The following is a 14,259-nucleotide window of genomic DNA, read 5'->3' as shown; positions in this document are numbered from 1 at the left end:
ATTTCCCTGTCCAGATTGTCCGATTTTGCGACACCTGTCGCACTCTGACACAGGCTCCGCCAGTGGCATTATTGCCAGGTTGCCCCTAACCACATGACTACCAAGCCTTCCTTGATATATCCGTTGCTGGCATGACTCTTGATACAGATCAAGACGGGCTGTTTCGTGGCCTGAGCACCAACAATGACAACAACGATGAAAAGGTAATGCTATGACCCAGATTTCCGATTCGGTAAGGGCCTGGCTGGATAAAGAGCACAAGCTTTTTATTGGCGGCAAACCGGTGGACGCGGTAAGCGGCAACTCGCTGGACGTATTCAACCCGGCAACCACTGATCGAATTGCCCGCGTGGCGTCCGGTGGTGCTGAAGATATTGACCGTGCGGTAAACGCTGCCAGGGAAGCCTTTGGCACCTGGCGCAAGGCACGCCCGGCTGTTCGCGAGAAGCTGCTACTGGACCTTGCGGATGCGATAGAAGCCCGCGCCGATGACTTCGCCGTTATTGAAACGCTGGATAACGGGAAGCCAGTGACCGTGGCCAAGGCCATGGATGTGGCCAGTGTGGTGTCCTTTATCCGCTATACCGCTGGCTGGGCTACCAAGATAGATGGCCGCTCCATGACCCCCACCTTGCCCCCGGTCCCGGATGAGGCACAGATTGTGGCATACACCCGCCGGGAGCCTGTCGGGGTGGTCGGTGCCATCGTTCCCTGGAACTTCCCTTTGCTGATGACCGCCTGGAAGGTGGCACCTGCCCTGGCGGCGGGCTGCACCGTGGTTCTCAAACCAGCAGAAGATACGCCCCTCACCGCACTGCTGCTGGCGGAAGTAGTCAACGAGGTTGGCTTTCCGCCCGGCACCCTGAACGTGGTTCCGGGGCTCGGCTATGAAGCAGGCGCCGCCCTGTCAGGACATCCCGGCATCAACAAGATTGCCTTTACTGGCTCCACTGCAGTTGGCAAGCAGGTGGGCCGGGCCGCCATGGAGAATATGACCCGTACCACCCTGGAGCTGGGTGGAAAGTCACCCGTTATGGTTTTGCCGGATGCCGATCTCGACATGGCGGCCGCGGGCGCCGCACAGGCCATCTTCTTCAACCAGGGCCAGGCCTGTACCGCAGGCTCGCGTATCTACGTACACGAGAGTATCCACGATGCCTTTGTGGGCAAGCTGGTGGACCAGGCCAAGGCGCTGACCCTCGGCTCGGGAATGGATGAGACCACCATGATTGGTCCGCTGGTATCGGCCAAGCAGCAGCAGCGTGTTCTCGGTTACATCGAACAAGCCCGTTCCGACGGGGGCAAGATCGAGATTGGTGGTGGCAAGGGACTGGACCAGGGGTATTTCGTAGAACCCACCGTCATTACCGGACTGGCCCAGGGCAGCCGTTGTGTGCAGGAAGAAATCTTCGGGCCGGTCGTGGTGGTCCAGAAATTCAGTGACAACCAGGAACTGGTCAGACTGGCGAACGACAACTGCTACGGCCTGGCCGCCAGTATCTTCTCCAACGATCTGTCACAGGTCAATCGGCTGATTCCCGAGATCGATGCCGGCTCGGTATGGGTTAACGGGCACCACCTGATTGATCCTTGCATGCCCTTTGGTGGCTTCAAGCAATCAGGCACTGGCCGTGAGCTGAGTGACAGCCTGGTTGCCCATTACACCGAGGAGAAGTCGGTGGTGATCCTTTGCTGAAGACCCTTCAGAACGACTTCTGAGAGTCTGGGCCGGCAAATAGCCGCTGCCCCCATAAAAACAAGTAACAGGACTTTCTCATGATCAAGAAACAAAGCATAACCCTGCTGTCCGGATGTCTGCTGGGAGCCATTGTCGCCAGCCACGCCATGGCTGATGACGCTAAATATGTGGACGACAATCACCGAGCCATTGCTGAAAACCGTGAAACCGGTAAAAACTGGCCTGCCCATGGTTTCGACTACTGGGAGCAACGATACAGCCCGCTGGCCCAGATCAATACTGATAACGTCAAGGACCTGAAGCTGGAATGGACCTACAACCTCCAGTCCACCCGGGGTGTTGAATCGACGCCCGTGGTTGTTGACGAAGTCATGTATGTCACCGCCCCCTGGAGTATTGTCCACGCGGTGGACGCAAAAACCGGGAAGAACCTCTGGACCTACGATCCGAAAGTGCCGAAATCCTACGGTGAAAAAGGCTGTTGCGACGTGGGTAACCGTGGTGTCGCCGTCAGCGGCGACCGGGTATATTTCGGCGCATTTGACGGCCGCCTGATCGCCCTGGACGCGGCGTCCGGCGAAGTGGTGTGGGAAGTTGACACCATCGAGGATCGTGAAAAGCCATACACCATCACCGGTGCGCCGCGAGTGTTCAAAGGCAAGGTGATTATCGGTAATGGCGGGGCTGAATACGGTGTCAGGGGCTATATCACTGCCTATGATGCCGAAACAGGTGAAGAAGCCTGGCGCTGGTACACCGTCCCGGGTAACCCGGACGAGCCCTTCGAGAACGAAGCCATGGAAATGGCTGCCAAGACCTGGGATCCCAGTGCCAAATACTGGGAAAACGGCGGTGGTGGCACCGTATGGGACAGCATCGTTTTCGACCCCGAGCTTGACCTGATGTATATCGGTACCGGTAACGGTACACCCTGGTCGCACCACCACCGCAGTCCGGCCGGTGGCGACAACTTGTTCCTGGCTTCAATCGTAGCGCTGGACCCGGATACAGGCGAGTACCAGTGGCACTACCAGGAAACGCCGGCGGATAACTGGGACTATACGTCGACACAGGACATCATCCTCGCTGACCTTCCCGTGGACGGCGAAACCCGCAAGGTGCTGTTGCACGCGCCGAAGAACGGGTTCTTCTATGTTGTCGACCGTAAGACGGGTGAGTTCCTGTCTGCCGAGAATTTCGTGGACGTGAACTGGGCGACCGGCTATGACGAATCCGGTCGCCCCATCGAAAACCCGGAAGCTCGCTCAACGGACGAGCCTTACGACTCGATTCCGGGGCCTTATGGGGCACATAACTGGCACTCGATGTCTTACAGTCCTGACACCCGGCTTGCCTACATCCCCGCGCAGAATATACCGGTCGCCCTGCAGGACATGCCTGAGTGGACCTACAATTCCGATGAACCGGGAGTTTTCCAGGGCAGCACAGGCTGGAATACCGGTATGTACCTGAACCCGACAGCACCCGGCAGCGAGCCCTTTGGCCGCCTGGTCGCCTGGGATCCCGTGAACCAGGAAGAAGCCTGGCGCCATGATCATATCTCGCCGTGGAACGGCGGGACCATGACGACCGCTGGTAACCTGGTCTTCCAGGGTACAGCGGACGCGCGGCTGATGGCGTTTAACGCACAAACCGGCGAACAGCTCTGGGATACCCTGGTGGGCACTGGCATTGTGGCAGCACCGGTCACCTACGAGGTTGATGGCAAGCAGTTTGTTTCCATCGCGGCCGGCTGGGGTGGAGCCTACGGGTTGGTCCAGAGAGCCACCGAGCGGACCATTCCCGGAACGGTCTATACCTACTCTCTGACCGGTACCGCCGAGGCACCAGCGCACAGTGAAAACCAGCGGACCAGCCTGGTATCGGGTGTCGAGTATGATCCGGAGCTCGCCGAGGAAGGTACAGCCCTGTTCATCACCAACTGCGTTGTCTGCCACGGTGTTCCTGGTGTTGACCGTGGAGGCGCGCTGCCTAACCTGGGCTACTCCAGCCCGGAAGTGATCCGTAACCTGGAATCCTTCGTGCTTGAGGGTGCCCTGGCCAGCCGTGGAATGCCGGACTTCTCTGACCGGTTGACCCAGGAGGACGTTGACAAGATCCGGGCGTTTATCATGGGTACCGCGGACACCATCCGCGCCAGCCAGTAGTCCGGTTAGCAGACCGTGGCTTTCCCCGGGGCCTGCTCCCGGGGAAAGCCTCATTTCCCAGCCAGATTTACATGACCTGGATGACTCCATGACAATAAAAAGCCGTCTGATAATAAAAAACGACCTGCGTGCATTTTTCCTGATCGGGGCCGGAGTGGTCTTTCCGGGGCTGGCCATTGCCCAGCAAGCCGTGCCGGAAGGCCAGGCGACAACAGCCACCACAGGTCAGAACCGACCGGCCATCCTGGTAACAGCTCCACGCATGTCCCGTTCACTCCAGGATACTCCTGCCGCCGTCTCGGCGGTTACCCGGGACCAGATCCAGCAGGGCCAGCAGGGACTCCAACTGGATGAGAGCCTTGTTATCGTTCCCGGCCTGTTTCTCCAGAATCACAACAACTTCGCCCAGGGCCAGCGTATCGCCAGTCGTGGCTTTGGCGCGCGCGCACCCTTCGGCATACGTGGCATTCACGTCCGTGTGGATGGTATTCCCTATACCTTGCCCGATGGGCAGGCCCAGGTTGACGCCATTGACCTGGACAGTGCCGAGCGCATTGAAGTTATCCGGGGGCCGGCCTCGGTCCTTTATGGCAACGCCGCTGGCGGTGTCATCGACGTCACCACAGCGGATGGCAGTCAGCGCCGTGACCGAGCGGACATTGGCCTGCAAGGCGGCAGCGACGGATACCGCAAGCTGTCGGCGAGTCTTGGCGGCGAGAATGGCCGCTGGCGGCATAATCTGAGTTTTTCGGCACTGGATTTCGAGGGTCAGCGGGACCAGAGCGAGGTCGAGAAGCGCCTGTTTAACGGACAGGTTGGCTATCAGATCGACGAGGACCGCACACTGTCGGCCCTGGTCAACGTACTGGACATGCCACTGGCGGAAGACCCCGGTGGCCTGACCCTGGAAGAAGTCGAGGAGGACCGGGACCAGGCTGCGCCCATGTCGGACCTGCTGGACGCCGGCCAGGAGGTGGAGCAGCAGCTGGTGGGGCTCCATTACCAGGACCGGAACCTCGGCGGTGGCGACCTCAACCTGAGGGCTTTTGCCAGCTGGCGGGATTTTGAGCAGCAACTGCCGTTCCCGGGCAGCAGTCGGATTCGTTACGACCGCTTCTATTACGGTGGCGGTGCGGACTACCGGCGGGGGCTGCAGCTTTGGGACCTTCCCACCACGGTTATGGTGGGCACCGAAGTGGGCCGGCAGGAAGATGACCGTTCGCGGTTTGCCGTGAACACCGACCGGGAAATCACCGCCCGTACCGGCGATGAGCAGCAGGACGCCACCGCGACCGGCGTGTTCGCGCTGGCTGACATGGACCTGAATGATCGTCTCACCGTTAGCGCTGGGGTACGCCACGACTGGGTCCGTCTGTCTATCGATGATCGTTTCCTGGCCGACGGAGTCGACAACAGCGGCAGCCGCACCTTCCGGGAATGGAACGGCAGTCTCGGGGCGCTTTATCGCCTGAGCTCAGCCCATTCGCTTTATGCCAACGTTGCCACCGCCTTTGAAACCCCCACGTTTACCGAGTTTGCGCGACCTGACGGGCAGGGTGGGTTCAATAGTGACGTGGAGCCGCAGAGGGCGATCAGCCGGGAGCTGGGATTGCGGGGTTACCTTTCGATGGGTATCGAGTATGACCTCAGCGTGTTCCGCATCGACGTAGACGATGAGCTGCTTCCGTTCGAAGCGATTGACGGCCGGACCTACTATCAGAACGCCGGGCAGACGTCCCGCCAGGGTGCCGAACTGGCCCTGGACTGGTACATGACCCCGGCGTGGCGCTGGCACAGTGCGCTCACCATGGCCAGCTACCGGTTCGAGGACTTCGAGACCGAAACCAGCGATTTCAGTGGCCTGAGAATGCCGGGCCTGCCACGCCACCAGTGGAACAACCGACTGACCTGGTCAGGCCTGGGTGACACCTTTGCCAGCATTGAAGGACTGTATTCCGGCGATTTCTACGCCGACAACGCCAACACCGTGGAAGTCGACAGTAGCTGGGTCATGAACCTGCGGGCTGGTACAGGCTGGCAGCTGGGGGGTGACCGCACACTGAAGGTCCATGCCGGCATCCGTAACCTTCTTGAAGAAGAGTACTACGCCAACGTGCGTATCAACGCCAATGGTGGCCGGTACTATGAACCGGCACCCGGGCTGACTTTTCATGGTGGTGTTGAACTGGCCTTCTGACCGGTTCGTAACCACACTGTGTTGAACGAATTGCGGGCTGGCACCCGCCAGGACATAACGCCGGCGTCTCAAGCGCCGGAGAGGGCCTCCGCGCTGCGACGGGCCACACAATAACAGGATGAGGGAGAGCACCATGATCAACCTGACAATAAACGGGCAGGAGCACGAACTCGACGTGCCCGGCGATATGCCCCTGCTTTGGGCACTCAGGGATGTCGTCAAGCTTACCGGCACCAAGTTCGGGTGCGGCATTGCCCAGTGCGGCGCCTGCACGGTGCACCTTGATGGCGAGGCCACCCGCTCCTGCGTGACCCCGGTTGCAAGCGCAGAAGGCAAGGCTGTGACCACCATAGAGGCCATGGCCGATGACGACGTTGGTCAGCGGGTACAGCAGGCCTGGCTGGAACTGGGCGTGGCCCAGTGTGGCTATTGCCAGGGGGGGCAGATCATGACGGCAACGGCGCTCCTCAAAGAGAACAGCAACCCGGACGGTGCCGAGATCCGTGATGCCATGAACGGCAACCTCTGCCGATGCGGCACCTACAACCGTATCGAAGCAGCGGTTGCACGGGCGGCAGGCATGGAGGACAAGTCATGAGCAGGATAGGCAATTCGGTCATGCTGGCCAACGTGAGCCGGCGCCACTTTCTGCGCGGGCTTGCCGCCGGTAGTGCCTTTGTCATGGCTGCCCGCTGGGGCCTGGCCACCGCCGCTGACGCAGCCGAGGTAAAGTATGGTGCCGCCGCCATGCCGGGCGGTTGGGTTGATAACCCCAATGTGTTCATTCGTATCGATGCGGACGGCACAGTCACCATCACCAATCACCGGGCCGAGATGGGGCAGGGCATTCGTACCAGCCTGGCGCTGGTGGCCGCCGATGAGCTTGGCGCCGACTGGGATCGGGTCAAGGTAGAGCAGGCTGATGCAAACCAGGACAAGTACGGCAACCAGAACACCGACGGCTCCCGCAGTATGCGCCACTGGTATGAGCCCATGCGTCGTGCTGCCGCCGGTGCCCGCCTCATGCTGGAACAGGCTGCTGCCGATCAGTGGGGCGTGCCGGTTGACGAGGTGGAAACCCGTGTACATGAAGTGGTCCACAAGAACAGCGACCGCAGCCTGGGCTTTGGCGAACTGGCGGCGGCTGCCCGTGAACTGGAGGTTCCTGATCGCGACCAGTTGACACTGAAACCCGATAGCCAGTTGCGCTATATCGGCCGGGAAACCGGTCTGGTCAATGGTGACCTGACTAACCGCGATACTCGTCCGCCCGCCATCGATGGAGAGGACGTGGTGACCGGCAAGGCCCGCTTCGGTGCCGACGTGCAGATGGACAACATGCTGTATGCGGTGATTGCACGGCCGCCCGTGCTGGGGGCAACCATCAAGAGCGTGGACGACAGCGCCACCCTGGGCGTTCGTGGTGTGGTAAAAACGATCACCCTGGAAGGCACCGGTATGCCGGCAGCGTTCAGCCCCCTGGGTGGTGTGGCGGTTGTCGCCGAGAATACCTGGGCCGCAATCAAGGGTCGTGATGCCCTCGAAATCGAGTGGAACATGGAGCCCGCTGGGGACAACGCCCGGTATACCTCCAACGACTACCGACAGATGCTGGAGGAGCGGGCCGAATCCGCTGGCAAGGTGGTCCGCGAGTCCGGAGATATTGAAAAAGCCCTGAAGGAAGCGAACAAAACCGTCACAGCTACCTACTATATGCCCCATATGGCCCAAGCTCCGATGGAGCCACCGGTGGCCATTGTTCAGTTCAATGGCGACACCGCAGAAGCCTGGGCGCCGGTACAGCATCCCCGAGCCACCCGGCAGGGTGTCGCGGGCGCCCTGGGGCTCGACCTGGAAAAGGTCACTGTTCACCAGACCCTGCTTGGCGGTGGCTTCGGGCGCAAGTCAAAGCCCGACTTCGTGATTGAAGCGGCCAGGCTGGCCAGCCAGTTCAAGGGCCGCCCGGTGCGGGTGCAGTGGACCCGGGAAGATGACATCCACCATGCCTATTTCCATGCCGTGTCTGTAGACCGTCTGGAAGCGGCACTGGACAGTGACGGCAAGGCCACCGGCTGGCTGCACCGGACGCTGTCACCCAGCATCGGCTCACTGTTCGCTGAAGACCCGAAGCACAAGGCGGACTTCGAATTGGGCATGGGCTTCAACACCATGCCGTTTGATATCCCGGCCATTCGCCTGGAAAACCCTGAGGCTGCCGCACATACCCGCATCGGCTGGTTCCGGGCGGTCTATAACCTGCCCCATGCCTGGGCGATCCAGAGCTTCGCTGCAGAAATGGCCGAGGCAGCGGGCAGGGACCACCGGGACTACCTGCTGGAGCTGCTGGGAGAGCCACGTAAAATCAACCCGTCTGAGTTCAAGGACGGCTGGAACTACGGGGAAAACCCGGAGGTCTATCCCATCGATATCGGCCGCATGAGAGCGGTGGTGGAGCGGGCAACCCGCGAGGCGAACTGGGATAACAAGGACCGGGGTGAACGGCGCGGGCTGGGCCTGGCCATGCACCACAGCTTTGTGTCCTACACCGCCATCGTGATGGATGTGGAGGTGGACGACGCCGGTGAGGTGATCATCCACCGGGCCGACATTGCCTTCGATTGCGGCAGGGCGGTTAACCCGGAGCGGGTGCGCTCGCAGATGGAAGGTGCCTGTGTCATGGGCATTGGTATTGCCCTTCAAAGCGAAGTGTCGTTCCGGGACGGCAAGGCCGAACAGGATAACTTTGACCGTTATCTAATCCCCCGCATGGAAAACGCGCCCCGGGAAGTGCATGTGCACCTGGTGGACGGTGGCGAGGATGCCCCCATGGGGGGTGTGGGTGAGCCTGGCTTGCCGCCGGTAGCGCCGGCCCTCTGCAACGCCATCTATGCGGCCACCGGCAAACGTATCCGCCGGTTACCGGTAGCGGATCAGTTGGGCTGACCATCATGCAGAACCTGGATTATCGGGTGGTCGGCCAGGCCATGGCCTGGCTAAAGGAAGGCCGCACGGTGTGGTTATGCACCGTGCTGTCTACCTTTGGTTCATCGCCGAGGGAGCCCGGTTCGCTGATGGTGGCCAATGCCAATGGCGAACACCTGGGCTCGCTCTCCGGTGGCTGTATGGAGGAAGATTTCCTGGAGCGGTTGGTGGCCGGCGAGTACCAGCAGCCGGCCGTAGTGGTACGTTATGGCGGACCGGAGGATGGGGGCAACAAACCCGGGGCTGCCCGGGTACAGCTGCCCTGCGGCGGAATTCTGGAAGTGCTGGTTGAGCGCATGGCCGCCAGCGAGGAGAACGTGGCACATCTCGAACAGATAAAAACTGCGCTGGGCGGTGAGCACGACCGGATCCGGCAGGTACGGCTTGCCGATGGGCACCGTTCCCTGTCAGAGGCGGGCCCGAGCGGACCCCAGGTGCAGTGGTATCCGGGGGAGGAGGTTGTCCAAATCCGCGTGGGGCCCGTGGCTAAACTGATACTGGCTGGCTACTCCAGCGTGGCCGAGGCCTGTGCCGGCTTTGCGCTCACCCTGGGCTACCAGGTCGTGCTTTGTGACCCCCGCAGCGAGGTTACCGATGGCATGAACCTGCCCGATGCCGTGGAGTTCATACCCCAGCTGCCGTCGCTCTACATTGCTTCGCCGGGGGCCTGTACCCCGTCAACGGCAGTAGTCGCCGTCACCCATGACCCCCGTATTGACGACCTCGCGATGATGGCGGCGGTGAAAACCTCCGCCTGCTATATCGGCGTTATGGGTTCCCGCCGTACCTCACAGGCACGGGCGGAGCGGCTGGCTCGCACCGGTGGCCTTGCGCCCGATGAGATCAGCCGCATTCATATGCCCATCGGCCTGGATATCGGTAGCAAAACCCCGGCGGAGATCGCCCTGGCGATCATGGCGGACGTCTTGCGGGTTCGCCGGGGGCGGGTCCTGTCAGAGGTATGACCTTTTGTGTCGGGTTTTACGTGCGGCCACACCCCGAACGGTTCAACGAGGACTCGCCCGGTGGCTGATATCGCCGCGCTGATTCTGGCCGGCGGCGCCAGCTCTCGCTTTGGCGGGTGCAAGCTGCTGGCGGAAATCGATGGCCGAAACCTCCTGCAGCGCAGTATTGAGCTGGCATCCGGCGTGTTACCGGGCCACGTCCATGTGGTCACCGGCGCCTGGCATCCGCAACTGATGGCGGCGAAGGCCGAGGGGCGGCTCTGTGGGGCGGAGTTCATCCACGCCACTAACTGGTCCGAGGGCATGGCGGCATCCTTGCGGGCCGGAATCAACAACCTGACCGCTGACTACCGTGCGGTCCTGGTACTGCTGGCGGACCAGGTGGCGCTGACGAGGGCTGACCTTGCCGCCCTGTTGGAGGCTTTCGACGGTCACAATATAGCCTGCGGCGTATACGGCGGCCGCCGGGGCGTGCCTGCCGTTTTTCCCCGCAGCAGCTTTCCACGATTGGGGCAGCTGGGTGGCGACCAGGGTGCCAAGGCGGTGCTTTACGAATCCACGGTCCCCGTTCGGGAGTGTTCCATGCCCAACGCACAACGGGATATTGATACTCCGGAACAGCTTGGAGCCTGGCAGGGTAGCGGGGCTGTGTGAGGGTCAGCCGTAGTAACGGCCGGTCCAGCCCGTGGGTTTGCACGCAAATTGCCAGAAATGGCGTAGTTGTTAATACTGTGCTGCAAGCCGCAAACAGACATGTCCGCCAACCTGTGTCGTAAGGAGCCCTCCGATGTCCATTTATCTCCGCCAGATTTGCCTGGTGGCCGAACAGCTTGAACCGGTTGTCGAGCAGATTGAAAACCTGTTCGGCGTACCGGTATGCCATCGGGATCCGGAGGTAGCCACCTTCGGGCTGGAAAACGCCCTGTTTGCCTTTGGCAGCCAGTTCCTGGAAGTGGTGGCACCCATCCGCGAAGGCACCGCCGCCGGGCGTTTTCTGGAGCGACGGGGTGGACCTGGGGGCTACATGGTGATCTGCCAGGCCACCTCACTCGAAGAGCAAGCTGGCGTGCGGGCCAGGGCTGCTGAAAATAACGTCCGGGTAGCCTGGGAGTCGGATCACGAAAGCGGGAACCTTATGCAACTGCACCCCCGGGACATGGGCGCAGCCTTCCTGGAAGTAGACTGGGACGAACAGGCTGACCCCCAGGGTCACTGGCAGCCAGCGGGAGGTATGGACTGGGTCAAACACACCATGACCGACCGGGTGTCCGGAATTACCGGCGTCACCCTTTCCGACACGCGACCGACCCACCTTGCACGGCACTGGTCAAACGTTCTGGGTATGCCCGTGAAAGACCGGGACGGCACCCCGGTGATCGAGACTCCTAACGCTGTATTGACGTTTGCAGAATGCGATCATCAGGAGTCCGCCGGGCTGACAGCGATCGACCTGGCCGTCGGTGACCCGGCGACGATTCTGACACGTTCCATCGAGCAGGGGGCCGATCACACCGGCCACAGCCTCAAGCTGTGCGGTGTGGAGATTCTGTTGCGGTAGTTCGTGACCTTGCTTGCGGCCGGGCTGGCCACAACGTTGTACTAAAACCGATATCGGGCGATGGCCTTTATTCAACCGGGTAGGATGCGCCGATGCTTTCAGGCAGGGAGGCAGCGTCGCCGGCCTTGAGCATACGCCCGAGCAGGTCGGCCATGCCTTCTGCTATCTGGTTGGAGGACCAGGCTCCACCGCGTCGATACCATTTCGATACCCACGCCATGGCGCCAATCAGCGCGAAGGTGGTGAGGGCCGGGTCACAGGGCGCAATGGAGCCGTCATCAATCCCCTCTTGTACCTGCTCTCTCAGGCTGTGCTCAAGTCTTTTCCGAAGTGCGCGCACTTCGATAGCCTGCTGTTCACTGAGGGCGCCGTCTTCAAGATATAGAAAGGTCTCGATTTGTGACTGGGTGACAGACGCCAGGTAGTTCCGGACGATGGCCCTCACCCGTTCAAAGCCATTTGTGCCTTCCTGGACGCCGGTCCTGACCGCGTTACTGGTCGCCTCCGCGGACTTCAGGTGGATTTTGTAAAGCAGGTCACCTTTGTCTTTCACATAGTGATAGAGGGCTCCCTTGGTTAGCCCCAGTTCCTCGGTCAGCATGCTCATGCTGGTGCCGTGAAACCCGTAGCGGTTGAAAAGCCTGGCGGCGGTCTCCAGCAGGATTTTCTCCCGCGCTTGACGCTGCTCCTCAAGGGTCTGGACACCTCCGCCCCAGGATCTCCGTCGGCCATTGGTGGTTTTGGGCTGGGTCTTGCTCATACAGTTTGTCCGATTCTGGTGTACTGAAAACAGAATTTCCTATGCCCCACCATGCATGGGCAGGGTGACGCCCGGTAAAGTCTCAGTGCGGCGACGTGCCGGGCTTGGCCCTGCGCCGGTTCAAAAGGTCGCGGATCATACCCACGATGCCCTCGCGGAACAGAAGAACGCAGCTCATGAAAATCAGCCCCTGAAGGATGGTGACCCAGGCTCCATAGGGCGCCAGCAGGTACTGCATAGCCACGACGATCAGGGCACCGAGGGCGGGGGCCCAGATAATACCAAGCCCGCCAAGCAATGCCATTAACACCACTTCACCGGAAAGCAGCCATGAGACATCTGTCAAAGTTGCAATGCTGAACACAAACACCTTCAGCGAGCCTGCGATGCCGCTGAAACCAGCAGAAATCACGAACGCCATTTGCTTGTATTTCACCACGTCATAGCCGAGGGAAATGGCGCGGTCTTCGTTGTCCCTGATTGCCTTCAGGGACTGGCCGAATGCACTCTGGGAGATACGCACCAGTGCGAGCATGGCAATGGTGAATACCACCAGGATGGTGTAAAACAGGGCGAGATTTGAGGATACATCGATTACGCCGAAAACAGGTGGCCTCGGTATGGATTGAATGCCGTCTTCGCCTCCGGTAAACGGCGCCTGGAGGGCGATGTAATAGATCATCTGGCTGAGTGCCAGTGTGATCATGGCAAAGTAGATGCCCTTGCTTCGGACGGCGATCAGGGCAAATACCCAGCCCAGAACCAACGAGACCAGAACTCCGCAAGCGACAGCCAGTTCGAAGGTAAGTCCCCACTCCTTCGCTGCGTGACCTGTGACATAAGCGGCAGATCCAAAGAAGGCGGCATGCCCGAATGACAGCAGTCCACCAAATCCCAGCATCAGGTTGAACGCACAGGCAAACAGCATGAACACCAGGACATTCATCAAAACGACCGGATAGATGAAAGCTGGAAGAACTAGTGCAACCAGGAAAATTCCAGCCCAGATGGCTTTCTGATTCTTATAGGAGCTCATAGGTGCAGCACTCACTTTCCAAACAGTCCATTAGGGCGGGCCACCAGAACAATGGCCATGACCACGAAGATCACCAGGTTAGAGGCCGGCGGGTAGAACACCTTGGTCAAACCTTCAATAATGCCCAGCATGAAGCCGGTGATAATGGCGCCTCCAAGTGAGCCCATGCCGCCGATTACGACCACCGCAAATACGGTGATCATCAGGTTTACCCCCATATGCGGGTTGACCTGGTAAAGCGGTGCGGCAAGCACACCTGACAGGGCGGCGAGCCCGACACCTGCGCCGTAGGTCAGCGTGATCAACAGGGGGACATTGATGCCGAACTGCTGAACCAGGGCCGGGTTCTCTGTCGCGGCCCTCAGGTATGCCCCGAGTTTGGTTTTCTCCACCACAAACCAGGTGATCAGGCAGACCACCACGGAGAACACAATGACCCAGCCTCGATAAGTGGGCAGGAACATGAAGCCCAGGTTGAGCGCTCCCTGCAGGGCTGCGGGAACGCTATAAGGTTTGGAGATTCCACCGAAAACTTCGTGCATTACCCCTTCGATAAAAAGGGCCAGGCCGAATGTAAACAGAAGACCGAACAGGTGATTCAGGGAGTACAGCCTGGAGATAAAGGTGCGTTCCAGCGCGATGCCGATTGCACCAACCATCAACGGAGCAAGGAGCAGGGCGAGCCAGTAGTTGACTCCAAGCCACTGCATCAGCAGCCAGGTGGCAAAACCGCCCAGCATGTAGAACGCGCCATGGGCAAAGTTGATGATATGCAACATGCCAAAGATCAGTGCCAGCCCCAGGCTCAGCACGGCGTAGAATGAGCCGTTCACCAGGCCCAGCACCAGTTGGGCCATAAGGGCATGGGACGAAACGCCCAATAGTTCAAACATG

11 protein-coding genes are annotated in these 14,259 nt (G+C 60.4%); 8 read left to right on the top strand and 3 right to left on the bottom strand.

Annotation, left to right across the window (positions count from 1 at the left end):
- Nucleotides 1–211 precede the first annotated feature (211 nt).
- The 8 genes from LJ360_RS13375 to LJ360_RS13340 all read left to right on the top strand — a co-directional run bounded on the left by LJ360_RS13375 (nt 212) and on the right by LJ360_RS13340 (nt 11,569).
- Complete coding sequence (locus LJ360_RS13375) at nt 212–1,696, top strand: aldehyde dehydrogenase family protein (protein WP_264994242.1); 1,485 nt, start codon at nt 212–214, stop codon at nt 1,694–1,696.
- Nucleotides 1,697–1,776: 80 nt separating this feature from the next.
- Complete coding sequence (locus LJ360_RS13370) at nt 1,777–3,867, top strand: PQQ-dependent dehydrogenase, methanol/ethanol family (RefSeq protein ID WP_264994241.1); 2,091 nt, start codon at nt 1,777–1,779, stop codon at nt 3,865–3,867.
- An 88-nt stretch (nt 3,868–3,955) separates the two neighbouring features.
- Nucleotides 3,956–6,064, top strand: coding sequence for a TonB-dependent receptor family protein (locus LJ360_RS13365; RefSeq protein WP_264994240.1), 2,109 nt, complete (start codon nt 3,956–3,958; stop codon nt 6,062–6,064).
- Between the two features lie 133 nt (nt 6,065–6,197).
- Nucleotides 6,198–6,662, top strand: coding sequence for a (2Fe-2S)-binding protein (locus tag LJ360_RS13360; RefSeq protein WP_091848641.1), 465 nt, complete (start codon nt 6,198–6,200; stop codon nt 6,660–6,662).
- A complete protein-coding gene (locus tag LJ360_RS13355) occupies nt 6,659–9,007 on the top strand; it encodes a xanthine dehydrogenase family protein molybdopterin-binding subunit (RefSeq protein ID WP_264994239.1) in 2,349 nt (782 codons plus the stop codon). The genes LJ360_RS13360 and LJ360_RS13355 overlap by 4 nt, the downstream gene beginning before the upstream one ends.
- Nucleotides 9,008–9,012: 5 nt before the next feature.
- Nucleotides 9,013–10,011, top strand: a complete 999-nt coding sequence (locus LJ360_RS13350; RefSeq protein ID WP_264994238.1) for an XdhC family protein — start codon at nt 9,013–9,015, stop codon at nt 10,009–10,011.
- 60 nt (nt 10,012–10,071) lie between these two features.
- Entirely contained in the window at nt 10,072–10,665 is a 594-nt protein-coding gene (locus LJ360_RS13345; protein WP_264994237.1) for an NTP transferase domain-containing protein, read from the top strand.
- A 133-nt stretch (nt 10,666–10,798) separates the two neighbouring features.
- Nucleotides 10,799–11,569 (top strand): VOC family protein, encoded by a 771-nt coding sequence (locus tag LJ360_RS13340; protein ID WP_264994236.1) that lies wholly within the window; start codon nt 10,799–10,801, stop codon nt 11,567–11,569.
- Nucleotides 11,570–11,636: 67 nt separating this feature from the next.
- Here LJ360_RS13340 and LJ360_RS13335 read toward each other — a convergent pair whose 3' ends face one another.
- From LJ360_RS13335 to LJ360_RS13325, 3 genes are all read right to left on the bottom strand, one after another.
- Nucleotides 11,637–12,329 (bottom strand): TetR/AcrR family transcriptional regulator, encoded by a 693-nt coding sequence (locus tag LJ360_RS13335; RefSeq protein ID WP_264994235.1) that lies wholly within the window; start codon nt 12,327–12,329, stop codon nt 11,637–11,639.
- 82 nt (nt 12,330–12,411) lie between these two features.
- The gene (locus LJ360_RS13330) at nt 12,412–13,275 is read right to left on the bottom strand and encodes a branched-chain amino acid ABC transporter permease (protein WP_264994234.1); all 864 of its coding nucleotides are present in this window, start codon (nt 13,273–13,275) and stop codon (nt 12,412–12,414) included.
- A gap of 101 nt (nt 13,276–13,376) precedes the next feature.
- Nucleotides 13,377–14,258: a branched-chain amino acid ABC transporter permease gene (locus LJ360_RS13325; RefSeq protein ID WP_264994233.1), complete on the bottom strand. Its 882-nt coding sequence runs from the start codon at nt 14,256–14,258 to the stop codon at nt 13,377–13,379.
- Nucleotide 14,259: the final 1 nt, after the last annotated feature.

Origin of the sequence: Marinobacter sp. AN1 (assembly GCF_026013985.1) — a bacterium.
Taxonomy (GTDB): domain Bacteria; phylum Pseudomonadota; class Gammaproteobacteria; order Pseudomonadales; family Oleiphilaceae; genus Marinobacter; species Marinobacter segnicrescens.
The sequence above is the reverse complement of the archived record's forward strand: the minus strand, read 5'-3'. Positions and strand labels throughout refer to the sequence as shown.

What these genes read in the sequence shown, in the direction of transcription:
- LJ360_RS13335 (WP_264994235.1), bottom strand. Translation starts at nt 12,329, where the DNA reads ATGAGCAAGACCCAGCCCAAAACCACCAATGGCCGACGGAGATCCTGG.
- LJ360_RS13370 (WP_264994241.1), top strand. Translation starts at nt 1,777, where the DNA reads ATGATCAAGAAACAAAGCATAACCCTGCTGTCCGGATGTCTGCTGGGA.
- LJ360_RS13330 (WP_264994234.1), bottom strand. Translation starts at nt 13,275, where the DNA reads ATGAATGTCCTGGTGTTCATGCTGTTTGCCTGTGCGTTCAACCTGATG.
- LJ360_RS13350 (WP_264994238.1), top strand. Translation starts at nt 9,013, where the DNA reads ATGCAGAACCTGGATTATCGGGTGGTCGGCCAGGCCATGGCCTGGCTA.
- LJ360_RS13355 (WP_264994239.1), top strand. Translation starts at nt 6,659, where the DNA reads ATGAGCAGGATAGGCAATTCGGTCATGCTGGCCAACGTGAGCCGGCGC.
- LJ360_RS13325 (WP_264994233.1), bottom strand. Translation starts at nt 14,258, where the DNA reads ATGTTTGAACTATTGGGCGTTTCGTCCCATGCCCTTATGGCCCAACTG.
- LJ360_RS13360 (WP_091848641.1), top strand. Translation starts at nt 6,198, where the DNA reads ATGATCAACCTGACAATAAACGGGCAGGAGCACGAACTCGACGTGCCC.
- LJ360_RS13340 (WP_264994236.1), top strand. Translation starts at nt 10,799, where the DNA reads ATGTCCATTTATCTCCGCCAGATTTGCCTGGTGGCCGAACAGCTTGAA.
- LJ360_RS13375 (WP_264994242.1), top strand. Translation starts at nt 212, where the DNA reads ATGACCCAGATTTCCGATTCGGTAAGGGCCTGGCTGGATAAAGAGCAC.
- LJ360_RS13365 (WP_264994240.1), top strand. Translation starts at nt 3,956, where the DNA reads ATGACAATAAAAAGCCGTCTGATAATAAAAAACGACCTGCGTGCATTT.